Source organism: Hyphobacterium vulgare (assembly GCF_042643335.1).
GTDB classification, from domain to species: domain Bacteria; phylum Pseudomonadota; class Alphaproteobacteria; order Caulobacterales; family Maricaulaceae; genus Hyphobacterium; species Hyphobacterium vulgare.
On sequence record NZ_JBHRSV010000028.1, the window covers coordinates 236,582 to 258,272 of the forward strand.

The 21,691-nt window shown below is 65.0% G+C and carries 25 protein-coding genes; 5 read left to right on the forward strand and 20 right to left on the reverse strand.

The window, feature by feature from the left end; translation table 11 throughout:
• The first annotated feature begins 21 nt into the window (after positions 1–21).
• Positions 22–459 carry a 6-pyruvoyl trahydropterin synthase family protein gene (locus tag ACFOOR_RS13550; RefSeq protein ID WP_343163122.1) on the forward strand — a complete coding sequence of 146 codons (438 nt, stop codon included), beginning with the start codon at positions 22–24 and terminating at the stop codon, positions 457–459.
• Here the strand turns inward: ACFOOR_RS13550 and ACFOOR_RS13555 are convergent.
• Together ACFOOR_RS13555 and ACFOOR_RS13560 are read right to left on the reverse strand one after the other, a co-directional pair.
• A complete protein-coding gene (locus tag ACFOOR_RS13555) occupies positions 456–926 on the reverse strand; it encodes a DUF2269 family protein (RefSeq protein ID WP_343163123.1) in 471 nt (156 codons plus the stop codon). The genes ACFOOR_RS13550 and ACFOOR_RS13555 overlap by 4 nt on opposite strands.
• A complete protein-coding gene (locus ACFOOR_RS13560; protein ID WP_343163124.1) occupies positions 923–2,221 on the reverse strand; it encodes an SDR family oxidoreductase in 1,299 nt (432 codons plus the stop codon). The genes ACFOOR_RS13555 and ACFOOR_RS13560 overlap by 4 nt, the downstream gene beginning before the upstream one ends.
• Positions 2,222–2,449: 228 nt before the next feature.
• On the opposite strand from ACFOOR_RS13560, the gene rpsD reads away from it, so the two are divergent.
• Positions 2,450–3,067 (forward strand): 30S ribosomal protein S4, encoded by a 618-nt coding sequence (rpsD, locus tag ACFOOR_RS13565; protein ID WP_343163125.1) that lies wholly within the window; start codon positions 2,450–2,452, stop codon positions 3,065–3,067.
• Between the two features lie 277 nt (positions 3,068–3,344).
• Entirely contained in the window at positions 3,345–3,716 is a 372-nt protein-coding gene (locus ACFOOR_RS13570) for a hypothetical protein (RefSeq protein ID WP_380214793.1), read from the forward strand.
• 6 nt (positions 3,717–3,722) lie between these two features.
• Here the strand turns inward: ACFOOR_RS13570 and grxD are convergent, their stop codons facing one another.
• The 3 genes from grxD to ACFOOR_RS13585 are packed head-to-tail and all read right to left on the reverse strand — an operon-like array spanning position 3,723 to position 5,164.
• The gene (gene grxD / locus ACFOOR_RS13575; RefSeq protein WP_343163127.1) at positions 3,723–4,055 is read right to left on the reverse strand and encodes a Grx4 family monothiol glutaredoxin; all 333 of its coding nucleotides are present in this window, start codon (positions 4,053–4,055) and stop codon (positions 3,723–3,725) included.
• A gap of 54 nt (positions 4,056–4,109) precedes the next feature.
• Entirely contained in the window at positions 4,110–4,937 is an 828-nt protein-coding gene (locus tag ACFOOR_RS13580; RefSeq protein WP_343163128.1) for an aldo/keto reductase, read from the reverse strand.
• A complete protein-coding gene (locus ACFOOR_RS13585) occupies positions 4,934–5,164 on the reverse strand; it encodes a BolA family protein (RefSeq protein ID WP_343163129.1) in 231 nt (76 codons plus the stop codon). The genes ACFOOR_RS13580 and ACFOOR_RS13585 overlap by 4 nt, the downstream gene beginning before the upstream one ends.
• Before the next feature lie 87 nt (positions 5,165–5,251).
• On the opposite strand from ACFOOR_RS13585, the gene ACFOOR_RS13590 reads away from it, so the two are divergent.
• Complete coding sequence (locus ACFOOR_RS13590; RefSeq protein ID WP_343163372.1) at positions 5,252–6,226, forward strand: M28 family peptidase; 975 nt, start codon at positions 5,252–5,254, stop codon at positions 6,224–6,226.
• Positions 6,227–6,383: 157 nt separating this feature from the next.
• On the opposite strand, the gene purL is transcribed toward ACFOOR_RS13590, so the two are convergent.
• From purL to purC, 7 genes are all read right to left on the reverse strand, one after another.
• Entirely contained in the window at positions 6,384–8,588 is a 2,205-nt protein-coding gene (gene purL / locus ACFOOR_RS13595; protein ID WP_343163130.1) for a phosphoribosylformylglycinamidine synthase subunit PurL, read from the reverse strand.
• Positions 8,589–8,685: 97 nt separating this feature from the next.
• The gene (locus ACFOOR_RS13600) at positions 8,686–9,054 is read right to left on the reverse strand and encodes a hypothetical protein (RefSeq protein WP_343163131.1); all 369 of its coding nucleotides are present in this window, start codon (positions 9,052–9,054) and stop codon (positions 8,686–8,688) included.
• 86 nt (positions 9,055–9,140) lie between these two features.
• Positions 9,141–9,803, reverse strand: coding sequence for a phosphoribosylformylglycinamidine synthase subunit PurQ (gene purQ / locus ACFOOR_RS13605; protein WP_343163132.1), 663 nt, complete (start codon positions 9,801–9,803; stop codon positions 9,141–9,143).
• A gap of 61 nt (positions 9,804–9,864) precedes the next feature.
• Positions 9,865–10,152, reverse strand: coding sequence for a type II toxin-antitoxin system RelE/ParE family toxin (locus ACFOOR_RS13610; RefSeq protein ID WP_343163133.1), 288 nt, complete (start codon positions 10,150–10,152; stop codon positions 9,865–9,867).
• A complete protein-coding gene (locus tag ACFOOR_RS13615) occupies positions 10,142–10,396 on the reverse strand; it encodes a type II toxin-antitoxin system ParD family antitoxin (RefSeq protein ID WP_343163134.1) in 255 nt (84 codons plus the stop codon). The genes ACFOOR_RS13610 and ACFOOR_RS13615 overlap by 11 nt, the downstream gene beginning before the upstream one ends.
• Before the next feature lie 71 nt (positions 10,397–10,467).
• Complete coding sequence (gene purS, locus ACFOOR_RS13620; protein ID WP_343163135.1) at positions 10,468–10,707, reverse strand: phosphoribosylformylglycinamidine synthase subunit PurS; 240 nt, start codon at positions 10,705–10,707, stop codon at positions 10,468–10,470.
• Complete coding sequence (gene purC, locus ACFOOR_RS13625; protein WP_343163136.1) at positions 10,704–11,462, reverse strand: phosphoribosylaminoimidazolesuccinocarboxamide synthase; 759 nt, start codon at positions 11,460–11,462, stop codon at positions 10,704–10,706. The genes purS and purC overlap by 4 nt, the downstream gene beginning before the upstream one ends.
• Positions 11,463–11,653: 191 nt before the next feature.
• Between purC and ACFOOR_RS13630 the strand changes: the two genes are divergently transcribed.
• The gene (locus tag ACFOOR_RS13630) at positions 11,654–11,977 is read left to right on the forward strand and encodes a DUF1476 domain-containing protein (RefSeq protein WP_343163137.1); all 324 of its coding nucleotides are present in this window, start codon (positions 11,654–11,656) and stop codon (positions 11,975–11,977) included.
• Positions 11,978–11,979: 2 nt separating this feature from the next.
• On the opposite strand, the gene ACFOOR_RS13635 is transcribed toward ACFOOR_RS13630, so the two are convergent.
• From ACFOOR_RS13635 to ACFOOR_RS13670, 8 genes are all read right to left on the reverse strand, one after another.
• Complete coding sequence (locus tag ACFOOR_RS13635; RefSeq protein WP_343163138.1) at positions 11,980–13,041, reverse strand: D-Ala-D-Ala carboxypeptidase family metallohydrolase; 1,062 nt, start codon at positions 13,039–13,041, stop codon at positions 11,980–11,982.
• A gap of 3 nt (positions 13,042–13,044) precedes the next feature.
• Positions 13,045–14,853: a L,D-transpeptidase family protein gene (locus ACFOOR_RS13640; RefSeq protein ID WP_343163139.1), complete on the reverse strand. Its 1,809-nt coding sequence runs from the start codon at positions 14,851–14,853 to the stop codon at positions 13,045–13,047.
• Between the two features lie 229 nt (positions 14,854–15,082).
• The gene (locus tag ACFOOR_RS13645) at positions 15,083–15,541 is read right to left on the reverse strand and encodes a YybH family protein (protein ID WP_343163140.1); all 459 of its coding nucleotides are present in this window, start codon (positions 15,539–15,541) and stop codon (positions 15,083–15,085) included.
• Positions 15,534–16,838, reverse strand: coding sequence for an adenylosuccinate lyase (gene purB, locus ACFOOR_RS13650; RefSeq protein WP_343163141.1), 1,305 nt, complete (start codon positions 16,836–16,838; stop codon positions 15,534–15,536). Before purB ends, ACFOOR_RS13645 begins: the two co-directional genes overlap by 8 nt.
• Positions 16,839–17,028: 190 nt before the next feature.
• The gene (locus ACFOOR_RS13655; RefSeq protein WP_343163142.1) at positions 17,029–18,240 is read right to left on the reverse strand and encodes a threonine synthase; all 1,212 of its coding nucleotides are present in this window, start codon (positions 18,238–18,240) and stop codon (positions 17,029–17,031) included.
• 85 nt (positions 18,241–18,325) lie between these two features.
• A complete protein-coding gene (gene radC / locus ACFOOR_RS13660) occupies positions 18,326–19,009 on the reverse strand; it encodes a RadC family protein (RefSeq protein ID WP_343163143.1) in 684 nt (227 codons plus the stop codon).
• Between the two features lie 14 nt (positions 19,010–19,023).
• Positions 19,024–19,857, reverse strand: a complete 834-nt coding sequence (gene map / locus ACFOOR_RS13665; protein ID WP_343163373.1) for a type I methionyl aminopeptidase — start codon at positions 19,855–19,857, stop codon at positions 19,024–19,026.
• A 98-nt stretch (positions 19,858–19,955) separates the two neighbouring features.
• Positions 19,956–21,659 (reverse strand): M28 family metallopeptidase, encoded by a 1,704-nt coding sequence (locus ACFOOR_RS13670; RefSeq protein ID WP_343163144.1) that lies wholly within the window; start codon positions 21,657–21,659, stop codon positions 19,956–19,958.
• Between the last annotated feature and the right edge of the window lie 32 nt (positions 21,660–21,691).

Consider the following 21,691-nt stretch of genomic DNA (forward strand, 5'->3'; position numbering starts at 1 on the left):
TAGGACGCCAAAGACCCGCCCATGCCGAAGATCACCTGCACCCGCCTCATCGCCTGGGACGCCCTGCACCGGATTCCGGGGCATGAGGGCATCTGCCGCGCCTTTCACGGTCACCGCTATTCGGCGGAAATCACCTGCGCCGCCGACGCGCTGGACGGGGTCGGCCGCGTCGTCGACTTCTCGGTGATCAAGAAGAAGGTTGGCGGCTGGATCGACACGAACTGGGACCACACCGCCATTCTTATGCGCGGCGACCCGGATCCGGCGGTGAAGGCGGTCTGCGACTCCAACGCCCGCTATGGCCGGCCCGTCTACATGATGGACGTACCCCCGACGGCCGAAAATATCGCCGCCGAACTGTTCCGTATCGCCACGGACCTCTTGCGCGAGGACGGCGTCTCGGTCCAGCGCGTGCGGGTCTGGGAAACCCCGAATTGCTATGCAGACGTCACCGGCTAGAGCACGGGCCGCGCGATCATCAGCCAGAGGATGGCGAGCACGCCGGCGAAGGCCGGAAAGCCGCAGGCGAACCAGATCCGGAACAGTCTGAAATAGGCCGTGGGCAGGGCCTCGCCAGCCGCCACGGCGGCTTTCGCCAGCGCGCGCATCCGGTGCTGCATCCAGACGACGGGCAGCCAGAACGCCCCCACCATCACGTAAAGCACCAGCGACCAGACGATCCAGCCCTCGCTCAGCGGCCATCCGACGGCGCGGGCGAGGAAATATCCGGTGACGGGCTGCAGCACGACGGCGCTGGCGGTGAAGACCCAGTCGGCCAGCACGACCGTCCCCGACACATGGGCGATCAGCCGGGCATCCTTCGTGCGGTGTGCCATGACCATGAAGAAGGCGATGCCCGCCCCCGTGCCGAGGAGGACGGCCGCGCCCCCGACATGCAGCCAGCGCAGGATCAGCTCGGCCGTCATCGCTCGCTTCCATTCATCGCCAGCGCCGCGAGCGCGGCCAGCACGATGGGGAGCATCTTCACCAGCGTTCCCATCGGGTCGGCCCAGAGATGCGGCGTGATCACGGTCGCGGACGCCGCATAGGCCAGCGTCAGCGCGATCGTGCCCATGAGCGCGAGCGACGAGGTGCGCCGGACGGCAATCCCTGCCCCGAGCGCAATGTCGAGCGCCGCCCCGCTCAGGGTCAGCGCGAGCGCGGCGTCCAGTCCCACGCCCTGCGCGGTCAGGATGGCAGCGGCCGCGTCGCGCTGGAACACGGCGATCAGGCCCGACACGATCCAGAAGACCGACAGGCCGGCGATCAGCACGGGATGCAGGAAATAGGTTCGCGCGAAGCGCCGCGCCTGGATGTCCGCCCCGAACCCGCCGAGCGTCTGCGCAAGGGTCGAGGGCGGCGATCCGCGCGCGGCGGTCCACGCCGACGCATCGCCCGTCACGCCCGCGCCCATCGTACGCATCGCGGTCGAGCGCAGCGGTGTCTTCCAGCCGAGATCGGCCGCGAGGTCCCCCGCCAGTCCTGCCGCGTCCGACACCCAGTCGGGCAGGGCGGCAATCGGCACCCGGCGAAAACCGAGCCAGTCCCGAAAAGCGGTCACAAGTTCCGCCAGCGTATGCGTCTTTTCCTCCACCAGGTCGGCTTCATAGCCGGGCGGACGCAGCCCGGCGGCGCAATCGGCCGCCTCCCGGGCCAGTTCGAAAACGCTGACGGTCTGGGCCGGCGCATCGGCATGGGTGAGAGGGATTGCGAAGGGCAGGGCGGCCAGTCCGCGCAACAAGGCGGACCCGCCCCAGGCGTGCGGCGAGAGCACCAGGCCCGGCTTCAGGATCGCCCAGTGAAGCGGGCTCTCGCGGACCCAGGCATCGCCTGCGGCCTTGGTGCGCATGAATTCAGTGGCGGCGTCCGGTTCGGCACCCGGCGCGGAAATCTGCACGAAGCGCGGCACGCTTGCCGCCGCGCAGGCCGCGACCAGCGCAGCGATCCCGGTATGGTGAACCGCCCAAAGATCGTCGCCGCCGCCATCCTGCAGCGCGCCGGCGCAGTTGATCACCGCATCATAGCCGTCCAGCCCGCCGGACCAGTCGTCCGGCCGCGTCAAACGGGCGAGGTCGGCCGCGACCCACTCCGCCCCCGGAATCGCGCACCGGCCCCGGTCCGGATTGCGCCCGGCACCGGTCACGGTCCAGCCGCGCGCGAGGCATTCGCGCACCACCGCCGAGCCGATCAGGCCATAGCCGCCGAGAACGAGTATCCGCATCCCTGCCTCCCGGCGCGAACGCTTTCCTGTTTCGCGAGCCATGGCAACCCGTCCGCACCTTGCGGCATTGACTTTCGCGCGCCTGCGGGTAGAAACCCCGCTTCCCTCGACAGGGCAGGGTCTGACCGCTGCCTTTGATGAACCCACGGGACGACGCGGATACCGCCGTTTTAATCGTGGATCCGGCCGAGGGACCGGAGCCACCGGCCCGCGCCAAAGAGAGAGACAATGACGAAGCGTCATTCGCAGAAATACAAGATCGACCGCCGGATGGGCGAAAACATCTGGGGCCGTCCGAAAAGCCCGATCAATGCCCGTCCCTATGGCCCCGGCCAGCACGGTCAGCGCCGCAAGGGCAAGCTGTCCGACTTCGGCATGCAGCTCATGGCGAAACAGAAGCTGAAGGGCTATTACGGCAACATCACCGAGAAGCAGTTCAGCCGCATCTATGCCGAAGCCCAGCGCCGCCGCGGTAACACCGCCGAGCTGCTGATCGGCCTGCTGGAATCGCGTCTCGACGCAGTGGTCTACCGCGCGAAATTCGTGCCGACCGTGTTCGCGGCGCGCCAGTTCGTGAACCACGGCCACGTCAAGGTGAATGGCCGCAAGGTCAACATTCCGTCCTATGTCTGCAAGCCGGGCGATGTCATCGAAGTGCGCGACCGTTCGCGCTCCATGGCGCTGGTCCTGGAAGCCCTGCAGAGCCCGGAACGCGACGTGCCGGACTATATCGACCTCGATCCGAAGGCGATGAAGGCCACCTACGCCCGTATCCCGGAATTCGCCGAAGTGCCGTACCCGGTGAAGATGGAACCGAACCTGGTGGTCGAATTCTACTCCTCGTAATTTCGGGGACCATCGACGACTTTGCGAAGGCCGCGCCGGATTGTTCCGCGCGGCCTTTTGCTTGCGCGGTTATCTGCCGGTCTTGAGTCCGGTTTTCCGCGCAAGTGGAGTCAATTTCTCCTGAAACGGGAATTTCACTCGAGGATTTCTCTTCACACGGAGAGTCCGGTATCGTGCGCAAGTGGAATCGGTGCGATCGCACCCCGAGCGGCGGCACGCGGTTTGCGAGCGGACCGGACAGGGTTATCACTCTGATTCAGGAAATCCGGGGAGTCGCATGATGTTGTTCAGAATCGCGCTCATTGCAGCGTCGGCCGCCGCGCTGGCAGCCTGTTCGACTGTCCAGCGGCTTCCGCTCGTTCCGGGCGGCAATGACGAACCGGAAACCCAGATCGAGACGGTTCTGGGGTCGCGCTTCATCGGCGACGATATCCTGGTCGTCCGCGTTGCCTCCAACGGCTGCACGCAGAAGGGTGATTTCCGGGTCGATGTCAGCCGCCGCGACAACGCCTATTCGATTCTGCTCGAACGCGTGCGCGAGGACTATTGCCGCGCGCTGATGCCGAACGGTGTCGAGATCGCCTTCGGTTTCGAGGAGCTTGGCGTGCCGCAAGGCGCTGCGGTCACGGTGGCCAATCCGGTACGCTAGGCCCGGTTACGCCGCCGGGGCGACGCCCTTGTCCTTGAGGTAGGACTGAAGCTCGCCCGCTTCGAACATCTCCTTGACGATGTCGCAGCCGCCGACAAATTCACCCTTCACATAGAGCTGGGGGATGGTCGGCCAGTCGGAATAGGCCTTGATGCCTTCACGAATGTCGTGGTCTTCCAGCACGTTGACCGAGTGGTAGTCGACCTCGAGATGGTCGAGCACGCGCGCCACGACCGAGGAAAACCCGCATTGCGGGAAGACCGGCGTGCCCTTCATGAACAGCACCACGTCATTCGACTGGATGATGTCGCGGATATCGTCCTGAACGGTCGCAGTCATGGCGGATGTCCTCTGTTCCGATAGGCAGAGAGCTATGCAGCCGCCCCCCGGCGGTCAAGTCCCGGCCAGCGCCGCATTCGCAGCGAGATTGTCCGCGCGCGTCGTCGTCGTCATCACCACGTCCACATCGGTGCGTTCCAACGCTGCCTTGAGCGCGGCTTCCGCGTCGACCGCTGCACTCGTGCGATCCGGGGAGAGGACCGAGCGAAGCTGCCGCGCTGCATACCAGACATCGCCGCCCGTCTTCGGTAGTCCGGTTCGCTTTAGCCCCTGCATCACCTCGATGGCGATCGTGCCCATGCCCGCCTTGTTGGCGCGTTCGAAGCGATGCAGCTGGGTCTCGTCCGCATTTGGCGGGCAGGGCGCCATCATCAGGTCGAACAGGCCGCTGTCGATACCCGCATCGAGTTCCTCGCCGCGCCCGCAAATCCCGAGGAAGCGGAATGCCCCGACACTGCGCAACAGATCGAGCCTCTGCATCAGCCTGTCGGTCAGCTCGTGCGGGGCCGGGCCGTGCAGGAAGAGCGCGTCGGCATGGCCGAGCGCGAAGCGGCGCAGGCTGTCCTGCAATGACAATTCGATGGCGTCAGGCGCGAAATCGCGCCGCTTGCGGCCCATGCCGGCGGACTGGACGCCCGCCTTCGTCATGATGAAGAGCGCATCGGCGTCCTGGTTCTTCAGCGCCAGTCCCAGCCGGCTTTCCGCCTCGCCATCGCCATAGGCGGGGGCCGTATCGAACACGGTATAGCCGGCCCGGATCGCTTTCCGGATCAGTGCAACGCTGTCATTCCGGCTCACAAGTTGCGAGCCATGCGGGCCGGACACGCCAAAGCCCAGCTTCGAAACCTCTTCGCCCGTCTTCCCCAGCCTGACTTTTCTCACGGTGCGCGCGTCTCCAGTGCCAGGGCATGCAGTTCGCCGCCCATCCGTCCTTGGAGGGCCGCATAGACCATCTGGTGCTGTTTCACGCGCGGCAGGCCGCGGAATGCTTCGGCCACGACCACGGCCTTGTAGTGATCGCCATCGCCCGCCAGATCGATGATTTCGACCTCGGCGCCGTCGATCCCGTCACGGATCATCCGGGCAATGTCATCGGCGTGCATGGGCATGAGAAATCCGTAACTGGTTCTGCTAGCGTCCCATCTCTAATGCAGGGTTTCGGCGCTTCGGCGCAAGTCAGGGGAAGAGAGATCGTGATGCGCAACTGGATTCTCGCGTTGGGAATAGCCGCCACCGCCTGTGCCACAGCGGGGGTCGGTGCCGATTCGCATCCCATCGACCGCGAAACCGCTTTGAGCGACCTGCGCATCCTGTCGGCCGACGACATGGACGGCCGCGGCACCGGCACCGAGGGAGCCGAGCGCGCGCGCGCCTATATCACCGGCCGCTTCGAGGAGATCGGCATCGTCCCGGCGTTCGAGGACTATCAGCACGCCTTCACCTATCAGCGCCAGGGTGCCAGCCATGACGGCATCAATCTCGTCGGCCTGATCGAGGGGACGGCGGACAGCGACACGGTGATGATCGTCACCGCGCATTACGACCATCTCGGCAATTGCGGCGGACAGATCTGCAATGGCGCGGATGACAACGCGTCCGGCGTGGCCGCCCTGTTGGCCGTCGCCGCCGACTTCGTCGCCAATCCGCCGGAACATGACATCTACTTCGCGGCACTCGATGCCGAGGAGGTCGGGCTGCAGGGCGCTGCCGCACTGGTCAACGATTTCCCGGTGGACCTCGACCGCCTGGCGCTCAACGTCAATCTCGACATGCTCGGCTACCAGACCGAAAACGAACTGCCCGCCGCCGGAGCCTTCCACTACCCCTTCCTGCGCGACCGTGTCGCCCGCGCCGAAGTGGTTGAGCCTGTCATCCTGATCCAGGGCTATGACTCGCCGGAATGGGGTCCGAACGGCGACTGGACCTTTGCGTCCGACCACGGCCCCTTCCACCGCGCCGGCATTCCATTCATCTACTACGGCGTTGATTTTCATGAGCATTATCACCAGCCGACCGACGAGTACGAGGTCATGACGCTGGACTTCTTCGTCGGCGCGACCGAGACGGTGCTGAATGCCGTGCGCCTGTTCGACAGCGAACTGGACGCCATACGGGATGAGCGCGACGCCGCGCGTACCGCGCGTCCGACCAAGCCGGGCATGGGGCAGTAGATCGTTTCATGGGGTTCCCGCGAAAGCGGGAATCCGAAACAGGGTGCTTGCTTCAGGTCCCCATTTTCATGGGGACCCCGGATCTTTCATCGAGAGACTTGTTCGCGCCGATGGCAGGCCCCGGAATAAATCCGGGGCAGATCGTCCTCTGTGATACCTACCCGCCCATCAGCGCCGGCAGGAAGGCCGTGTTGACGCGCTTGAGATCCTCGATCGAGACCGCCCACTCGCCATTGACGGTGAGGGCGTCGCCGCCCGCCAGACCGATCACGGCGAGCGGTACGCCGGACTCGTCCGCCGCGGCGCGGACGGTTTCCGCCTGTGCCTCGCTGGCGGCGATCAGATAGCGCCCCTGGTCTTCCCCGAAGAGGAAGCCGTGCAGCGGCAGCTCGCCCTCGTGGGCGAGGTTGAGGCCGGTGCCTGACGCCATGGCAATTTCCGCTGCCGCGGCGGCCAGACCGCCATCGGACAGGTCATGGACGATCGAGAGCCGGCCTTCGCGGATCTGGGTGCGGACAAAATCGCCATTGCGCTTCTCGACCTTCAGGTCGACCGGCGGCGGGGCGCCCTCTTCGCGGCCTTCGATTTCGCGCAGATAGAGCGAGGCGCCGAGCCAGCCATGGCTTTCGCCGACCAGCATCAGCACGTCACCCTCGGCGAGATTGCCGAACGTGCCGCGCTTTGAAATGTCCGGAATCAGGCCGACCGCACCGACCGCCGGGGTCGGCGGGATCGCCTTGCCATTGGTCTCGTTGTAGAGCGAGACATTGCCCGAGACGACCGGGAAATCGAGCGCGCGGCAGGCCTCGGCCATGCCTTCGACGCACTCGGCGAACTGGCCCATGATGTCCGGGCGTTCCGGATTGCCGAAATTGAGGCAGTCGGTGATCGCGATCGGGTCCGCGCCCGCGGCCGTCAGATTGCGCCAGGCTTCCGCGACGGCCTGCTTGCCGCCCTCCACAGGGCCGGCCTGGCAGTAGCGCGGCGTGCAGTCGGTCGTGATCGCGAGCGCCTTCCTTGTCTTGTGCACGCGCACCACGGCGGCATCCGACGGGTCTTCGGAACTGGCGGCGGTATCGGCCATCACGTGGCGGTCATACTGCTTCCAGATCCACGCCTTCGACGACAGGTCCGGCGACACCATCAGCGTCAGAATGGCTTCGGCATAATCCTCCGGCGCGGCAACATCGCCGGCGAGGATCGTCTCGCGCTGCGGCGCGCGCACCCAGGGGCGCTCATACAGCGGGGCTTCGTCGGCCAACGGCTTGATCGGAATGTCGCAGACGGTTTCGCCCTTGTGCTTCAGGATCATGCGGCCGGTATCGGTGGTCTCGCCGATCACCGCCACGTCAAGTTCCCACTTCCGGAAGATCGCCTCGGCCACGGATTCCTTGCTGGGCTTCAGGATCATCAGCATGCGTTCCTGGCTCTCCGACAGCATCATCTCATAGGCCGTCATGCCGGTTTCGCGCTGCGGCACGGCGTCGAGATTCATCGTGATGCCGACACCGCCTTTGTCGCCCATCTCCACGGAGGACGAGGTCAGGCCCGCCGCGCCCATGTCCTGGATGGCGGCGATGGCGTCGGTCGCCATCAGTTCGAGGCAGGCCTCGATCAGCTTTTTCTCGGTGAAGGGATCGCCGACCTGAACCGTCGGGCGGTTTTCCGCGCTGTCGTCGTCGAACTCGGCCGACGCCATGGTCGCGCCGTGAATGCCGTCCCGGCCGGTCTTCGAGCCGACATAGACGATCGGCTGACCGGGCTCCGCGCCGCGCGCATAGAAGATGTTGTCCGCGTCCGCGAGGCCGACGGCCATCGCGTTGACGAGGATGTTGCCGTCATAGCCGGAATGGAAATTCGTCTCGCCGCCGACCGTCGGCACGCCGACGCAATTGCCGTAGCCGCCAATGCCTGCGACCACGCCGGACACCAGGCTTCGCGTCTTGGGATGGTTCGGCGCGCCGAAGCGCAGCGCATTCATCAGCGCCACCGGGCGTGCGCCCATGGTGAAGACGTCGCGCAGAATGCCGCCGACGCCGGTCGCCGCGCCCTGATAGGGCTCGATATAGGACGGGTGGTTGTGGCTCTCCATCTTGAAGATGCAGGCCTGACCGTCGCCGATATCGATGACGCCGGCATTCTCGCCGGGACCCTGGATCACCTTCTCGCCGGTGACCGGGAATTTCTTCAGATGGACGCGGGACGACTTGTAGGAGCAGTGCTCCGACCACATCACCGAGAAGATGCCGAGCTCAACGAGATTGGGCGCCCGGCCGAGGATTTCGACCGTTCGGGCATACTCTTCCGGCGGCAGGTGATCGTCGATGATGTCCTGGGACAGGGCGGAGGCGTTTGCGGTCATGTCAGACGGGTCCGGATTGTGCTTCGGCGTTTCCGCCTTCTAGCCGTCCCGGACCCCGTGCGCAAAGCCTCCGTCACCTGCCGGTCAGACGTTCGGCCTATTTGCCGGCATTGGCGTCCCAGTAGACGACGATGCGCTCGGCGGTGGCCGCAATATCGGTGTCATTACGCGTGTCATGCACGATCAGCAGCGCCTGGCCGCCGGTATCGACCGCGGTGCACTGGATCGTCACGTCCCGCTCGATGCTGTCGGTCTGGTAGGCATAGACGCCGATCGAACCGCGTTGAAGTTCGCCCACCGAGTAGGAGCGCGAATAATTGGTCAGGATGCGGTAGGCGCGGCTAAGGCAGTCCGCCGTGCTGGTCGAATTCAGCAGGCCGCGAATCTCCCAGCCTGCGGCATAGGATGGCGCTGCGGTCATCACGGCCGCAGTGGCCGCCACCGCGATGGCAACAAACGTCTTCATGGTCACTTCCCCTGTCACTGTGAGATGGACAGGTTTCCACAAGCCGTCACGACCGGCAATCACCGGAACGGAGGATTCGCAAAAAATCAGGCGCTTCCGAGAAGACTTTCGAACACGCCGAGCCCGTCCGTGCCGCCGTGATCGGAATCCACGGCGCGTTCGGGGTGGGGCATCATGCCCATGATCGTACCGCGCGCATTGGTGATTCCCGCAATGTCGCGCGCCGAGCCGTTCGGATTGTTTGCGTAGCGGAACACGACCTGGCCTTCGCCTTCGAGCCGGTCGAGCGTGGTGGCGTCGGCGAAATAATTGCCGTCATGGTGTGCGATCGGAAACACCACGTCCCGTTTGCCGCCGTAGGCACTGGTGAATTGCGTGTTGCCGTTCTCGATCGTCAGCGGGGCCTTCTCGCAGATGAAGGTCAGACCCGCATTGCGCATCAGCGCTCCGGGCAGAAGGCCGGTCTCGGTCAGGACCTGGAAGCCGTTGCAAACGCCGAGGATCGGCGCGCCGCGTTCGCCATGCGCGCGCAGCGCCGGGATGATCGCCGAACGCGAGGCCATCGCGCCGCAGCGCAGATAGTCGCCATAGGAAAACCCGCCGGGCACCATCACGAATTCGGTGCCGCCGGGCAGTTCGGTTTCCTGGTGCCAGACCATGGAAGGGGCGTGGCCGGTCACGCGCTCGATCGCATCGTGCGCGTCGCGGTCGCAGTTCGAACCCGGGAAGACGATGACAGCGGATTTCATGGGCAGGCCTTTAGCAGGACGCTTCGGGATTGGCGAGCGGGGGTTTCAGACACCTGAAAGCCTAAAGATTGTCGTCAGGCAGCATCCGCCCATGGAGCACCCGAAGGATCAGAATCGATTCGCCACGAACCTCGTAGAATATGGCATGCGCGTTGTGGATCAGATGGCGGGTTGGTAGCCGAATGCCGTCCAATTGTCCTCCCGCGTGGGGGAAGCGGACAAGCCTGTCGAATGCCGCCGCGAAGCTCTGGCTGTACAGTTCGGCCTGAGCCGGCCCGAAGCGTTCAATTCCTTCCAGATACAGGCGCACAAGGTCGTCAGCGGCACACGAGGGGAACTCAATCCGCATGACCGCGCTGCGTCGCCGCGGCGCGGGCATCGTCCATGATGTCGACGAACGACTTGCCGCTGGGGCCGCTGGCAATGCCGTCGTCGATGGCGCGCTGAAGCGCCTGCAGCTTGCGGTGATTGCGCTCGCTGCGACGGATCAGGTCGCGCACGTAATCGCTCGAGTTGGCGTACTCGCCCGAACGGACGCGCTCTTCGACGAACTTCTTGAGCTCGCCCGGCAGGGAAACATTCATCGTAGCCATGCGGCGCTCCTTGTTTTCAAAGGCAAGAATAGCGCTAATGGCAAACTTTGCCAATGTTCGGGCGTCGGCCGCTAGTCGATCTCGACGGTGAAGTTCTCGATCACCGGATTGGCGAGCAGCTTGTCGCACATTTCCTTCACGCGCGCCGCGGCGGCAGCCTTGTCGTCGCCGGACAGTTCCAGCTCGATCAGCTTGCCCTGGCGCGCTTCGGTCACTTCGGAATAACCCATCGTCTTGAGTACGCCGGCAACGGCGGCGCCCTGCGGATCAAGAACACCGGGTTTCAGGAAAACGTGGATGCGGGCTTTCACTTCCAGGCCTCGTCATTGGCGGCGCGGGGCGCCTCTTTCATGATTCCCAGACGGCGGGCGACTTCCGCATAGGCCTCGGTGACATTGCCGAGATCGCGGCGGAAGCGGTCCTTGTCCATCTTCTCGTTGGTTTCGATGTCCCACAGGCGGCACGAATCGGGGCTGATCTCGTCGGCCAGCACGGTGCGGACCATGTCGCCTTCGTAGAGCCGGCCGAATTCCAGCTTGAAGTCGATCAGGCGGATGCCGACCGCGGCGAACATGCCCGACAGGAAATCGTTCACCCGCAGCGTCAGCGAGATGATGTCATCGATCTCCTGGGTCGAGGCCCAGTTGAACGCCGTGATGTGTTCCTCGGCGACCAGCGGGTCGTTCAGCGAGTCGTTCTTGTAGCAGAACTCGACGATCGAACGGGGCAGGGCATCGCCCTCCGGAATGCCGAGGCGCTGGCTGATCGAGCCCGCGGCCACATTCCGGCAGATCACTTCCAGCGGGATGATCTCGACTTCGCGGACGAGCTGTTCGCGCATGTTGAGCCGCCGGATGAAGTGGGTCGGCACACCGACCCGGCCCAGATTCAGCATGATGAATTCGCTGATCCGGTTGTTGAGCACGCCCTTGCCTTCGAGCGTGGCCTTCTTCTTGTTGTTGAAGGCGGTCGCGTCGTCCTTGAAATACTGGACGAGCGTGCCCGGTTCGGGCCCCTCGTAAAGGATCTTGGCCTTGCCTTCGTAGATTTTCTTGCGGCGGCTCATGGGTGCGCTCCCTGCCCGAAAAGCGCGAACGCGGCCCCGAATCGGATCGCGGGCCGCGTTTCGGATGGCGAAACTAGACCCGCGCCCGGCGGGCCGCAACGCGCACTGATACGGGCGCTTTGCGCGATTGATTTAGTGGGTTTGCCAAGCTAACGAAAGCCCTCAGGACAGCGTAATGCGGAGACGCCCGAATGACCTCGATGGACGATCGCGAAAAAGCCTTTGAGAACAAGTACGCCCACGATCAGGCGCTGGAGTTCAAGGCGGTCGCGCGCCGCAACAAGCTGCTCGGCCTGTGGGCCGCGGAGCTGATGGGCCTCGACGGCGAAGCCGCCGCGAACTACGCCAAGGCCGTCGTGAAGGCCGACTTCGAGGAAGCCGGCCATGAGGACGTCTACCGCAAGGTGAAGGGCGATCTCGACGCCAAGGGCGTGGACGTGTCCGAGCACATCGTGCGTAAGCAGATGGACGATCTGCTCGCCACGGCGCGCCAGCAGGTCCAGTCCGAGGGCTGATCCTAGCTTCCGTACCGGCCCCAGCGCGCGCGCGTGCCGCGGCCGTCGATGTGCACGAAGGGACCATGCACGGCATTGGCGTCATAGGCGCCGATGCCGCCTTCGGGCAGATCCTTTTCGGCGAACAGGTCTTCGGCGTAGTCATAGAGAAATTCCGCGTCGGCGCGGGTGATCCGGCCATCGCCATCGAGGTCGTCCATCACCGCGTCATTGCCGATGACGTCGGGATAGATGTCAGCCGCATCGCCATACATGTGCCGCGACAGGCGGGCCGAGCGGATCGCCGTGTTGTAGAACGGCGTCCGGTATCCGCTCATCACGAACAGGCTTTCCGCCTCGGTGAGGTCGTCCGTCTGCATCTCCGTCAGCACCGCTTCGAGCCGCCTCAGGAGATTTGGCGACACCAGCACGAATTTCGGCCAGTGGCCGGGTTGCTGCTTGCAGATGAACTGGCCGATCGTGAAGCTGGGTGACACCGGCACGTCCAGGTCTTCCTGCGTCAGTCGGATCAGACCGGCCGGCGCGTTTTGCGGATATTCTCCGATACGATAGCCCTCCATCACGGTCGCGCCGTCGAGCGGCGCCATGACAAAGAGCGCGATGTCCCGGGCATCGCCCATCTCGTCGACAAGCCGGACCTCGAACGTCCCGGGGGCGTCCGGCGCGGTCCACTCATGCTGCTCCGCGGCATCGCCGAGCTTTTCGCCGTCGACGAAGAGTTCGATGGGCGCGTCGGCCTCGAACGTCACCGTCTCGCCCGGCATTGCCAGATGGTGCCAGGTCGTGAACGGCAACTCCTTTCCATCGATGCTGAGTGTTTCGGCCGGTACACCGCGTTCGGACTCCGCATTTTCCGCTGTGTCAGCCTCGCTCGCTGCCTCTTCGGAGACATCGGCCTCCGCGATAGCGGGCCCCTGCGAAGACAGGCGGGTGGTCGTGAACTCGGGAGCGGCGTCGCCGCTGGCGATCGTCGTCTCGCGCTCGGGCGGCGCACCGCAGGCCGGCAGTCCGGCTCCGCAGACGGCCAGCACCGCGAGGGACAGTCCGTAACTGAGACGTTTCATCGATCACGCTCCACGGGTTCCGACGGGGCCGGTTTCGCTGGATGCGAGCGCATGGATCACGGCTTCGTCGCGATTGTAGACGTCATTGTGGAAGAGGATGTCGCCGTCTGCTTCGACCTCGACGGTGAAGTAGACGATGTAGACCGGGACCGGCTCCACAAGGTCGAACTGGGTGTGGTCGCGATTGTTCCAAGCCGCTTCGATGGCGCCGACCTCGCCGGGAATGCCGCCCGCGCGCATCGTCCAGCGCGCCATGTCATGCGGCCGTGCCAGACGGATGCAGCCCGAGGAAAAGGCGCGGATGTCGTTTTCGAACAGGTGCGTGCCCGGCGTATCGTGCATGTAGACCGAGTGGTCATTCGGGAACATCAGCTTGACCGTGCCGAGCGCATTGCCGGCCCCGGGGCGCTGCACCAGGCGGTAGTGGTTTTCCACGCCCGGCTGGGTCCAGTCGACGGTATGCGGGTCGACCTGCTCTCCGGTGTCGCGGCTCAATACATAGTAGTCGTGGCTGGTGATGTATCCGGGATCGCTTCGGATATCGTCTAGCTTGTCCGCGCTCAGAATGTTCTCCGGCACGTACCAGCGCGGATTGGCGATGATGTACTCGATCGATTCGGAAAAGACCGGCGTCTCCCGGGTCGGCATGCCGACGATCGCACGCATGTCGAGCACCGTTTCGCCCGCCTCGCGGGCCTCGGCGCGGAACGCCGGAATGTTCACCCGGATGTACCGCTCACCGAAGTCGGCCGGCGCCTGGCGCCAGCGCTCGATATTGGCGTCGATGCGGTCAAGTTTTTCCTGCGCCGTGACGTTCAGCGCCTCGACCGTGTTGGGGCCGAGCAGGCCGTCACGTTCAAGACCATTGCGACGCTGGAACTCAATCAGCGCGGTCTCGACCGCTTCGGTGAACGCCCGCCCAGGTGGCGCGGCCGGGGCGGCTTTCGATGCGTCGGCAGCGTTCGGCTCCGACTGCTGTTCCGGTTCGTCGATCACATAGCCCTCGTCCTCGAGCCGCCTGCGCAGCGTTGCGATGGCGGGGGCGTTGTCGCCGCGCTCCAGTACTTCACCCGGCGGGGGCACCGGGGTGAATCCGCCCTCGGCGACATATCCGGCATAGACGGCGCGCGCCTCGATCAGCTCGCGGTACTCCGGGTGCAGGGGTTGCAGTTGCGCATAATCGAACGCGCCTTCACCGGCATAGGCCAGTTGTACGTCCAGCGGTTCGGGATCGGGTGCCGCGGCGCCGCCCGGCATCAGATCCGCTTCGGGATCGAGGCCATTGTGTTCGCGGTCGGCGATGGCAAGGAAGACGCGCGACAGGAAAACATCGGCTGCAGCGCGGTCCCGGCCGCTTCCGTCGAGCGCGTCGGCTGAGGCCTCGACGCGTTCGATCAGGCCCGGCTGCAGCCTCATGCCTGCCGCTTCGGCGCGGCGAAGGCGCGAGAGCAAGTCGTGGGCGCCGGACTCGGACCAGATCGGATCGTATATGCGCTTGGCATAAGCCTCGCGCAGCGCGATTTCGAGCGGCGCTTCGGTGCGCTCGTTGTGGACAAGCCGCGCCGCGTCGTTCGGGAATTGCGCCCGGATGTGCTGCGACGTGCTGTCCTCCGGTATGTGTCCGGACGGGCCGTTTTGTTCGCCGACAATGCCGGCGGCGTCCTCGCGGACCACGACCTCGTGATCGTCGGTCATAGCGATGGCCGGTTCGGTACCGGTCTCTGGAACGGGCGGCTTTCCGAATGCGACGACGCCCGCCGCGATCACGGCGATCACGCTCGATCCGGCGAGAAGGGGTTGAAGATAGGCCATGTGCCGCGCCTCCCTGAGAAGCGTTTGCTTACAAGGCCAATTCGGCGCGGCGAGGCGAAGTTCCGGCTTTCGGCTGCAGAAATAAAAACGCAGTTTCGCCCGGAACCCGGGCAAGGGGCATGCGTTGGCGCGCGCGCTCAAGCGCGTCGCCGCTCTCTTTTGAAATCTGCTTTGAGAAGGCCTGGGAAGATGTGGATCATTTCCCGGAGCGGGCGGCCGGTCTGGCCGGTCAGAAACGCTGCACCGAGCCGGGCAGGTTCAAGCCGATGCGCTCATTGTCCCAGATCATGTGAATGATCTGCCAACGGCCGTCCGGCCCTTTCAGGAACTGGATCGAGTTGATGCCGCGGCGTTCGGGCACGACATCGCCGAGGCTGGTCCGCGCTTCGTACTGGCTCCACGCATGCGCGATGTTTCCGAACACGCGGATCTCGCTCGCCAGTTCCACTTCGTAGAAGTCGTTCGCAGCGAAGAAGGGCTCGGTATCAGCGCGGTATGCCTCGCGCCCCATCACCCGCATCCACATCGATCCGTCCGGATTCACCCCGGTACGGATCTGGCGGCTGTCTTCGTGGAAGACGGCGTCCTGCCGGCTCCAGTCGCGCGGCCCGGCGGGACCCGACACCATGCGGTAGGCCTCGAGGATCAGTTCGTGGATCTGCTCTTCGTCGCTCGGCTGGTCAGTCATGGGCGAACACCCGGTCGAAAATCGTATCGACATGCTTCAAATGATAGGCGTCATCGAAGCAGGCTTCGATCTGGTCCGCCGACAGCCGCGCGGTCACGTCCGCATCGGCCTTGAGGTAATCGACCAGCATGCCGCCCTCGTCCCACGTTTTCATCCCGTTGCGCTGGACGAGCCGGTAGCTCTCCTCACGGGAGGCCCCGGCCTGGGTCAGGGCGAGCAGAACCCGCTGGGAATTGTGGATGCCGCCGAAGGCATTGAGATTTTCCCGGCAGCGTTCCGGGTGGACGATCAGCTTCTCGATCATCCCCGACGTGCGGTGCAGCGCGAAATCGAGATGGATGTTGGCGTCCGGCCCGATGCCGCGCTCCACGGACGAGTGGGAAATATCCCGCTCGTGCCACAGCGCGACATTCTCCATCGCCGGGATCACCGCAGAGCGAACGAGGCGGGCGAGACCGGTCAGGTTTTCTGTCAGGATCGGATTGCGCTTGTGGGGCATGGCGGACGAGCCCTTCTGCCCCGGCGAGAAATACTCCTGCGCCTCGCGCACTTCGCTGCGCTGCAGATGGCGCACCTCGATCGCGATATTCTCGATCGCCGAGGCGATAATCCCGAGCGCGGCGAAATAGTTCGCATGCCGGTCGCGCGGGATGACCTGGGTCGAGATCGGTTCGACCGTCAGACCCATCTTCTCGGCGACATGTTCCTCCACCGCCGGGTCGACATTCGCAAACGTGCCGATGGCGCCGGAAATCGCGCAGGTCGCGATCTCGTCGCGCGCCCGCACGAGGCGTTCGCGGCCGCGGGCGAACTCGGCGTAAAAGCGCGCGAATTTCAGGCCCATCGTCGTCGGCTCGGCGTGGATGCCGTGGCTGCGCCCGATGCAGATCGTGTGCTTGTGCTCCATCGCGCGGGCCTTCAGCGCCGCCAGCACCCGGTCCATGCCCTCAAGCAGCAGGTCCGCGCTGCGCTTCATCTGAACCGCGAGGCAGGTGTCGAGCACGTCGCTGCTCGTCAGCCCCTGGTGCACGAAGCGCGCGTCCTCGCCGACGATCTCACCCAGATGCGTCAGGAAGGCGATGACGTCATGCTTCACTTCCGCCTCGATGGCGTCGATGCGGGCGATGTCGAAATTGGCGTCCTTGGCCTTCCACACGGCTTTCGCCGCGCTTTCGGGCACCACGCCCAGCTCGGCCAGCTTGTCGGTGGCGTGCGCCTCGATCTCGAACCAGATCCGGTATTTCGTCTCCGGCGACCAGATCTCGGCCATTTCCGGGCGGGTATAGCGGGGGATCATCGGCGCCTCATCTCACACGTGTCGGGATGGGCGCGGTTTGGGACGGGCAGGGGAATTGGTCAAGAGGCGGACACCCTCGTGCTTCGAGGCTGGCCCGGAACAAGTCCGGGCTCGCACCTCAGCATGAGGGTGAAATATTCCTCCTCGTCCTGAGAGGCTCGCGCAGCGAGCCTCTCAGGACGAGGAGGAATCAGAGAGACGACCAGTCGATCGCTGCATCCTTGTCCAGCGTCTTCGCCGCGTCGGGCATGGCGTATTTCAGGCCCGAGCCGCAATTGTAGAGCACGGCCTCGGCGTCGCGATCGATCAGGCCGTCGGTGAGAGCTTTCTGATAGGCCGCCAGCGTCGCCGCGCCTTCGGGACAGAGGAGGAGGCCGTCCTCCCGCCCGCAGGTGACGCGCGCCGCCTCGATGGCGCTTTCTGAGACGGCCAGCGCCGCGCCGCCGCTTTCGCGCACGGCCCGCAGGATCAAGAAGTCGCCGATGGCTTTCGGCACGCGGATGCCCATCGCGGCGGTCTGCGCATTCTTCCACTCTTCGGCGTGTTCCTCGCCCGCCTCATAGGCTTTCACGATGGGCGCGCAGCCCTCGGCCTGGACGGCGAACATCTTCGGGCGTTCCGGGCCGATCCAGCCCAGGCGCTCCATCTCGTCGAATGCCTTCCACATGCCGATCAGGCCGGTGCCACCGCCCGTGGGGTAGAAAATCGCGTCCGGCAGCCGCCAGCCGAGCTGGGCGGCAAGCTCCAGCCCCATCGTCTTCTTGCCCTCGATCCGGTAGGGCTCCTTCAGGGTCGAGACATCGAACCAGCCCATTGCCGCCTTGCCGGCCGCGACCAGCGCGCCGCATTCGTGGATATAGCCGTTGACCCGGTAGACATGCCCGCCATGCAGCGCGATCTCGCGCAGATTGACCTCCGGCGTGTCGGCGGGCGCGAAACACCAGCTTTCCATGCCGGCACGGCTGGCATAGGCCGACAGCGCCGCCCCGGCATTGCCATTGGTCGGCATCGCCATGCGCGTGATCCCGAAGGATTTTGCCATCGCCACGGCCAGCGCCAGGCCCCGCGCCTTGAAACTGCCGGTCGGCAGTCGGCCCTCATCCTTGACGATCAATCGCCCGGTTCCGCCGGACCTCGCCATTGTGGCCGGCACGTCGATCAGCGGCGTGTCGACCTCGCCGAGCGCGACGACATCCTCGTCCCGGTCGACGGGCAGGAGTTCCCGCCACTTCCAGAAGCCGCCGCCGCGGGCCCAGATCGCGTCGCGGTCGAGCGCCGGCTTCGCCGCGTCGAGGTCGTAGCGCGCCAGCAGCGGCTTACCCGCTTCGGACAGGTTGTGCGGCTGGGAGCGGTCATACCGCTGCCCGGTCGCGGAACATTCGAGATGGGTGAAGAAGCTCATGCGCGCATCTTCGCGATTCCGGTTCGGGAGACAACGCCATCCATCTTTTCCTCCCCCGCTCGCGGGGGAGGGGGACCGGAACGGGCTACAACAGCCCCAGTGTCCGGAAGCTCGCCGTCGTCTCCCGCCCGATCACGAGATGATCGTGCAGGACGATGTCGAACGGTTTCGCTGCCTCGGCGAGTGCCTTGGTCATGGTCACGTCGGCGCCAGACGGCGTCGGGTCGCCGGACGGGTGATTGTGCACGAGGATCAGCGCGCTGGCCTCGTGGGCGAGGGCACGTTTGAGCACTTCGCGCGGATAGACCGGCGTGTGATCGACCGTGCCCTTCGACAGCACTTCGTCGGCGATCAGCTTGTTCTTCTTGTCGAGGAAGAGAACGCGGAACTCCTCTGTCCGGGAATGCTGCATCGCGGTGCGGCAGTAATTCACCAGCGCCGACCAGGACGACACGACCGGCTTGCCGATCACGCCCTCGCGCGCCATGCGGCTCGAAATCGCGAGCAGGAGTTTGAGGTCGAGCGCGACCTTGCGCGACACGCCCCTGATTGCTTCGAGTTGATCAACCGGCGCGGCCGCCACCCCGCCGAGATCGCCGAACTCCGCGATCAGCTGTTTCGCCAGCGGCTTCACGTCGCGGCGCGGAATGGCGTTGAACAGGAAAAGTTCGAGGAGCTCGTAGTCGTGCAGACCGGCACCGAGCCCGTCCGCGAATCTTTCCCGAAGCCGTTCGCGGTGACCGAGATGGTGCGGCGCGTCCTCCCCCATGGGCGCGCCCGCCGTCAGACCTTGTAGGGCGGGCAGTCGAGCCCGGCGGGGGATTTGGTGAAGATCTCGACGCCGGTTTCGGTCACGCCGACCGAGTGTTCGAACTGCGCCGACAGCGACTTGTCGCGGGTCACCGCGGTCCAGCCATCGGAGAGGATTTTCACGTCCGGCCGGCCGAGATTGAGCATCGGCTCGACGGTGAAGAACATGCCCGCTTCCAGCACCGGACCTTCGCCCGGTTCGCCGTAATGGAGGACGTTCGGCTCGTCATGGAACAGCCGGCCCAGACCGTGGCCGCAGAAATCGCGGACCACGCCATAGCGGTTCGCCTCGGCATGCGTCTGGATGATCGAACCGATTTCGCCGAGCGTCACGCCCGGGCGGATCGCCTCGATCCCCATCATCATCGCCTCATAGGTCACTTCCACAAGCCGTTCGGCCTTGCGCCGCGACTCGCCGACCATGAACATCCGGCTGGTGTCGCCGTGCCAGCCATCGAGGATGATCGTCACGTCGATATTGACGATGTCGCCGTCCTTCAGCGGTTTCGGACCCGGAATGCCGTGACACACGACATGGTTGATCGAGGTGCAGCTCGACTTGGTATAGCCGCGATAGCCGAGCGTGGCGGGCACGCCGCCCTTGGAGATCATGAATTTCCGGATGCGCTCGTCCAGCTCTTCCGTCGTCACGCCCGGTTCGACGTAAGGCGTGATGTAGTCGAGCGTTTCCGCCGCCGCGCGACCCGCCTTGCGCATGCCCTCGAACCCGGCGGCGTCATGGATCTTGATCCGGCCGTCGCGCAGCGGGTGAGAGATGTCTTCGTCGAGGTCGTAAGCGAGATTCATCGGGTTTCCGTCGGCGGTCATGGTCCCGATATAATCGGGGCGCGCGGTTAAGGAAACACCGCGCGCCCCGAAAGGCTCAGCCTTGAGGTGTGAGCGGCCTAGCGGTCGGCTCCGAAATACGCGCCGAAGAAGTCGCCTTCATTCCATCGCGGGCGTTCCTCGGCATTCGCGATCTCGCGGGCGATCACGAAGTTGATGTCGGCGAATTTCGCGGCCTGGTCATAGAGCAGCTCAAGGTCCACGGAGTCCGACACGCGGTGATAATGCGTGTTGAGGAAGCCCATGAAGCCTTCGCCCTGGTCCCAGCGCGGATCCGGAGACGAGAAGCCGGTCATGAGGAAAAGCGACGGGATGCCCTGGCGCACGAAATTGTAGTGGTCCGAGCGAATGAACAGATTCTGCTCCGGGATCGGGTCTTCGCTGATCGTGACGTCGAGCTGCGAGGCCGCGCGCGCCGCGATCGGTCCCAGCTCGGAACGTTCCGCGCCGAAGGCGATCACGTCGGAGAATTCATAGACGATCACCGGCATGTCGAGATTGACGTTGGCGACGATGTCGGCCTGCGGCACGGTCGGATTTTCCGCGAAGTATTCCGAGCCCAGAAGACCCTTCTCTTCCGCGGCCAGTGCCACGAAGACGAGCGAGCGGCGCGGCGCGCCGTGTTCCACGAAAGTTCGCGCGGTTTCCAGCATGATCGACACGCCCGAGGCATTGTCGACGGCGCCGTTGCAGACCTGATCTTCCGGCGTCGCGCTGCGGCAGCCGGAATTGACCAGCGTGCCTTCCTCGAACGTGCCGATATGGTCGAGGTGCGCGGTCAGCACCACGTATTCGTCGGCCAGTTCCGGGTCGCTGCCCGGCAGCATGCCGACGACATTCGGCTCTTCGTAGAGTTCGCGGTCGGTCTGCACCGCGATGGTCGCGGACTGGTTCAGAGCAAAGCTTTGCGGGCCGTCGGCGAGCGCCGCGGTCGCTTCCTCGAGCGTCATCGGTGCGCCGGCGAACAGGGCCGCGGCGACATCCGACGACACGGTGGCATTGACCTGCAGCTGTTCGTAATTGCGTTCCGCGCCTTCCGGGCCGATCGCGACATTGGCGTGGCCGACGCCGCGGCTGGCGAACCCGGCGAATTGCTCGGAATTGGCCGAGGAGATGGTGATCATGCCGACCGCACCGTGCGCGGCGGCATAGTCACGCTTGGTCGAACCGCGCAGCTGGTGCGAACGTTCGTCCGTCGGCATCACGTCCTCTGGCGCACCGCCGAGAACCACGACGATGCGGCCGTTCACATCGACGCCTTCATAATCGTCATAACCGTGATGGGGCAGGGACAGGCCATAACCCACGAAGACCAGTTCGGCGGTGACGTCAGCCGCGTCGATGATCGGGTTCGGGCTGATGAAGACCTCTTGTCCGTGCGTGTATTCGGTGCCGCCGATGGCAAAGCGGGCGCTCTCCGGGTTCGAGCTCATCCGCTGGAACGGCACCATCGCGAAATAGCCGTCCGCGTCACCCGCCGGTTCCAGGCCGATCAGGCGCATCTGGGTCGCCACATAGTGCGACGCGATCATGTATTCCCGCGAACCGGCATCGCGCCCACCCATCAGGTCGGTCGACAGGAAGCGGATATGCGCCTCGATCGCGTCGGACGAGATGTTCGGCAGGTCGACACTGGCCGCATCCGCCACGATACCGGCATCAGCCGCATCTTCGGGACCGGTCGTGCTGACATCAAGGGACGCATCGCCGCAGGCGGCCACACCAAGAACCGCAGCCAGCGCTGCGTAACGGAAATCGAACATGCCACTCCCCGGGATGAATTCAGACACGCCGG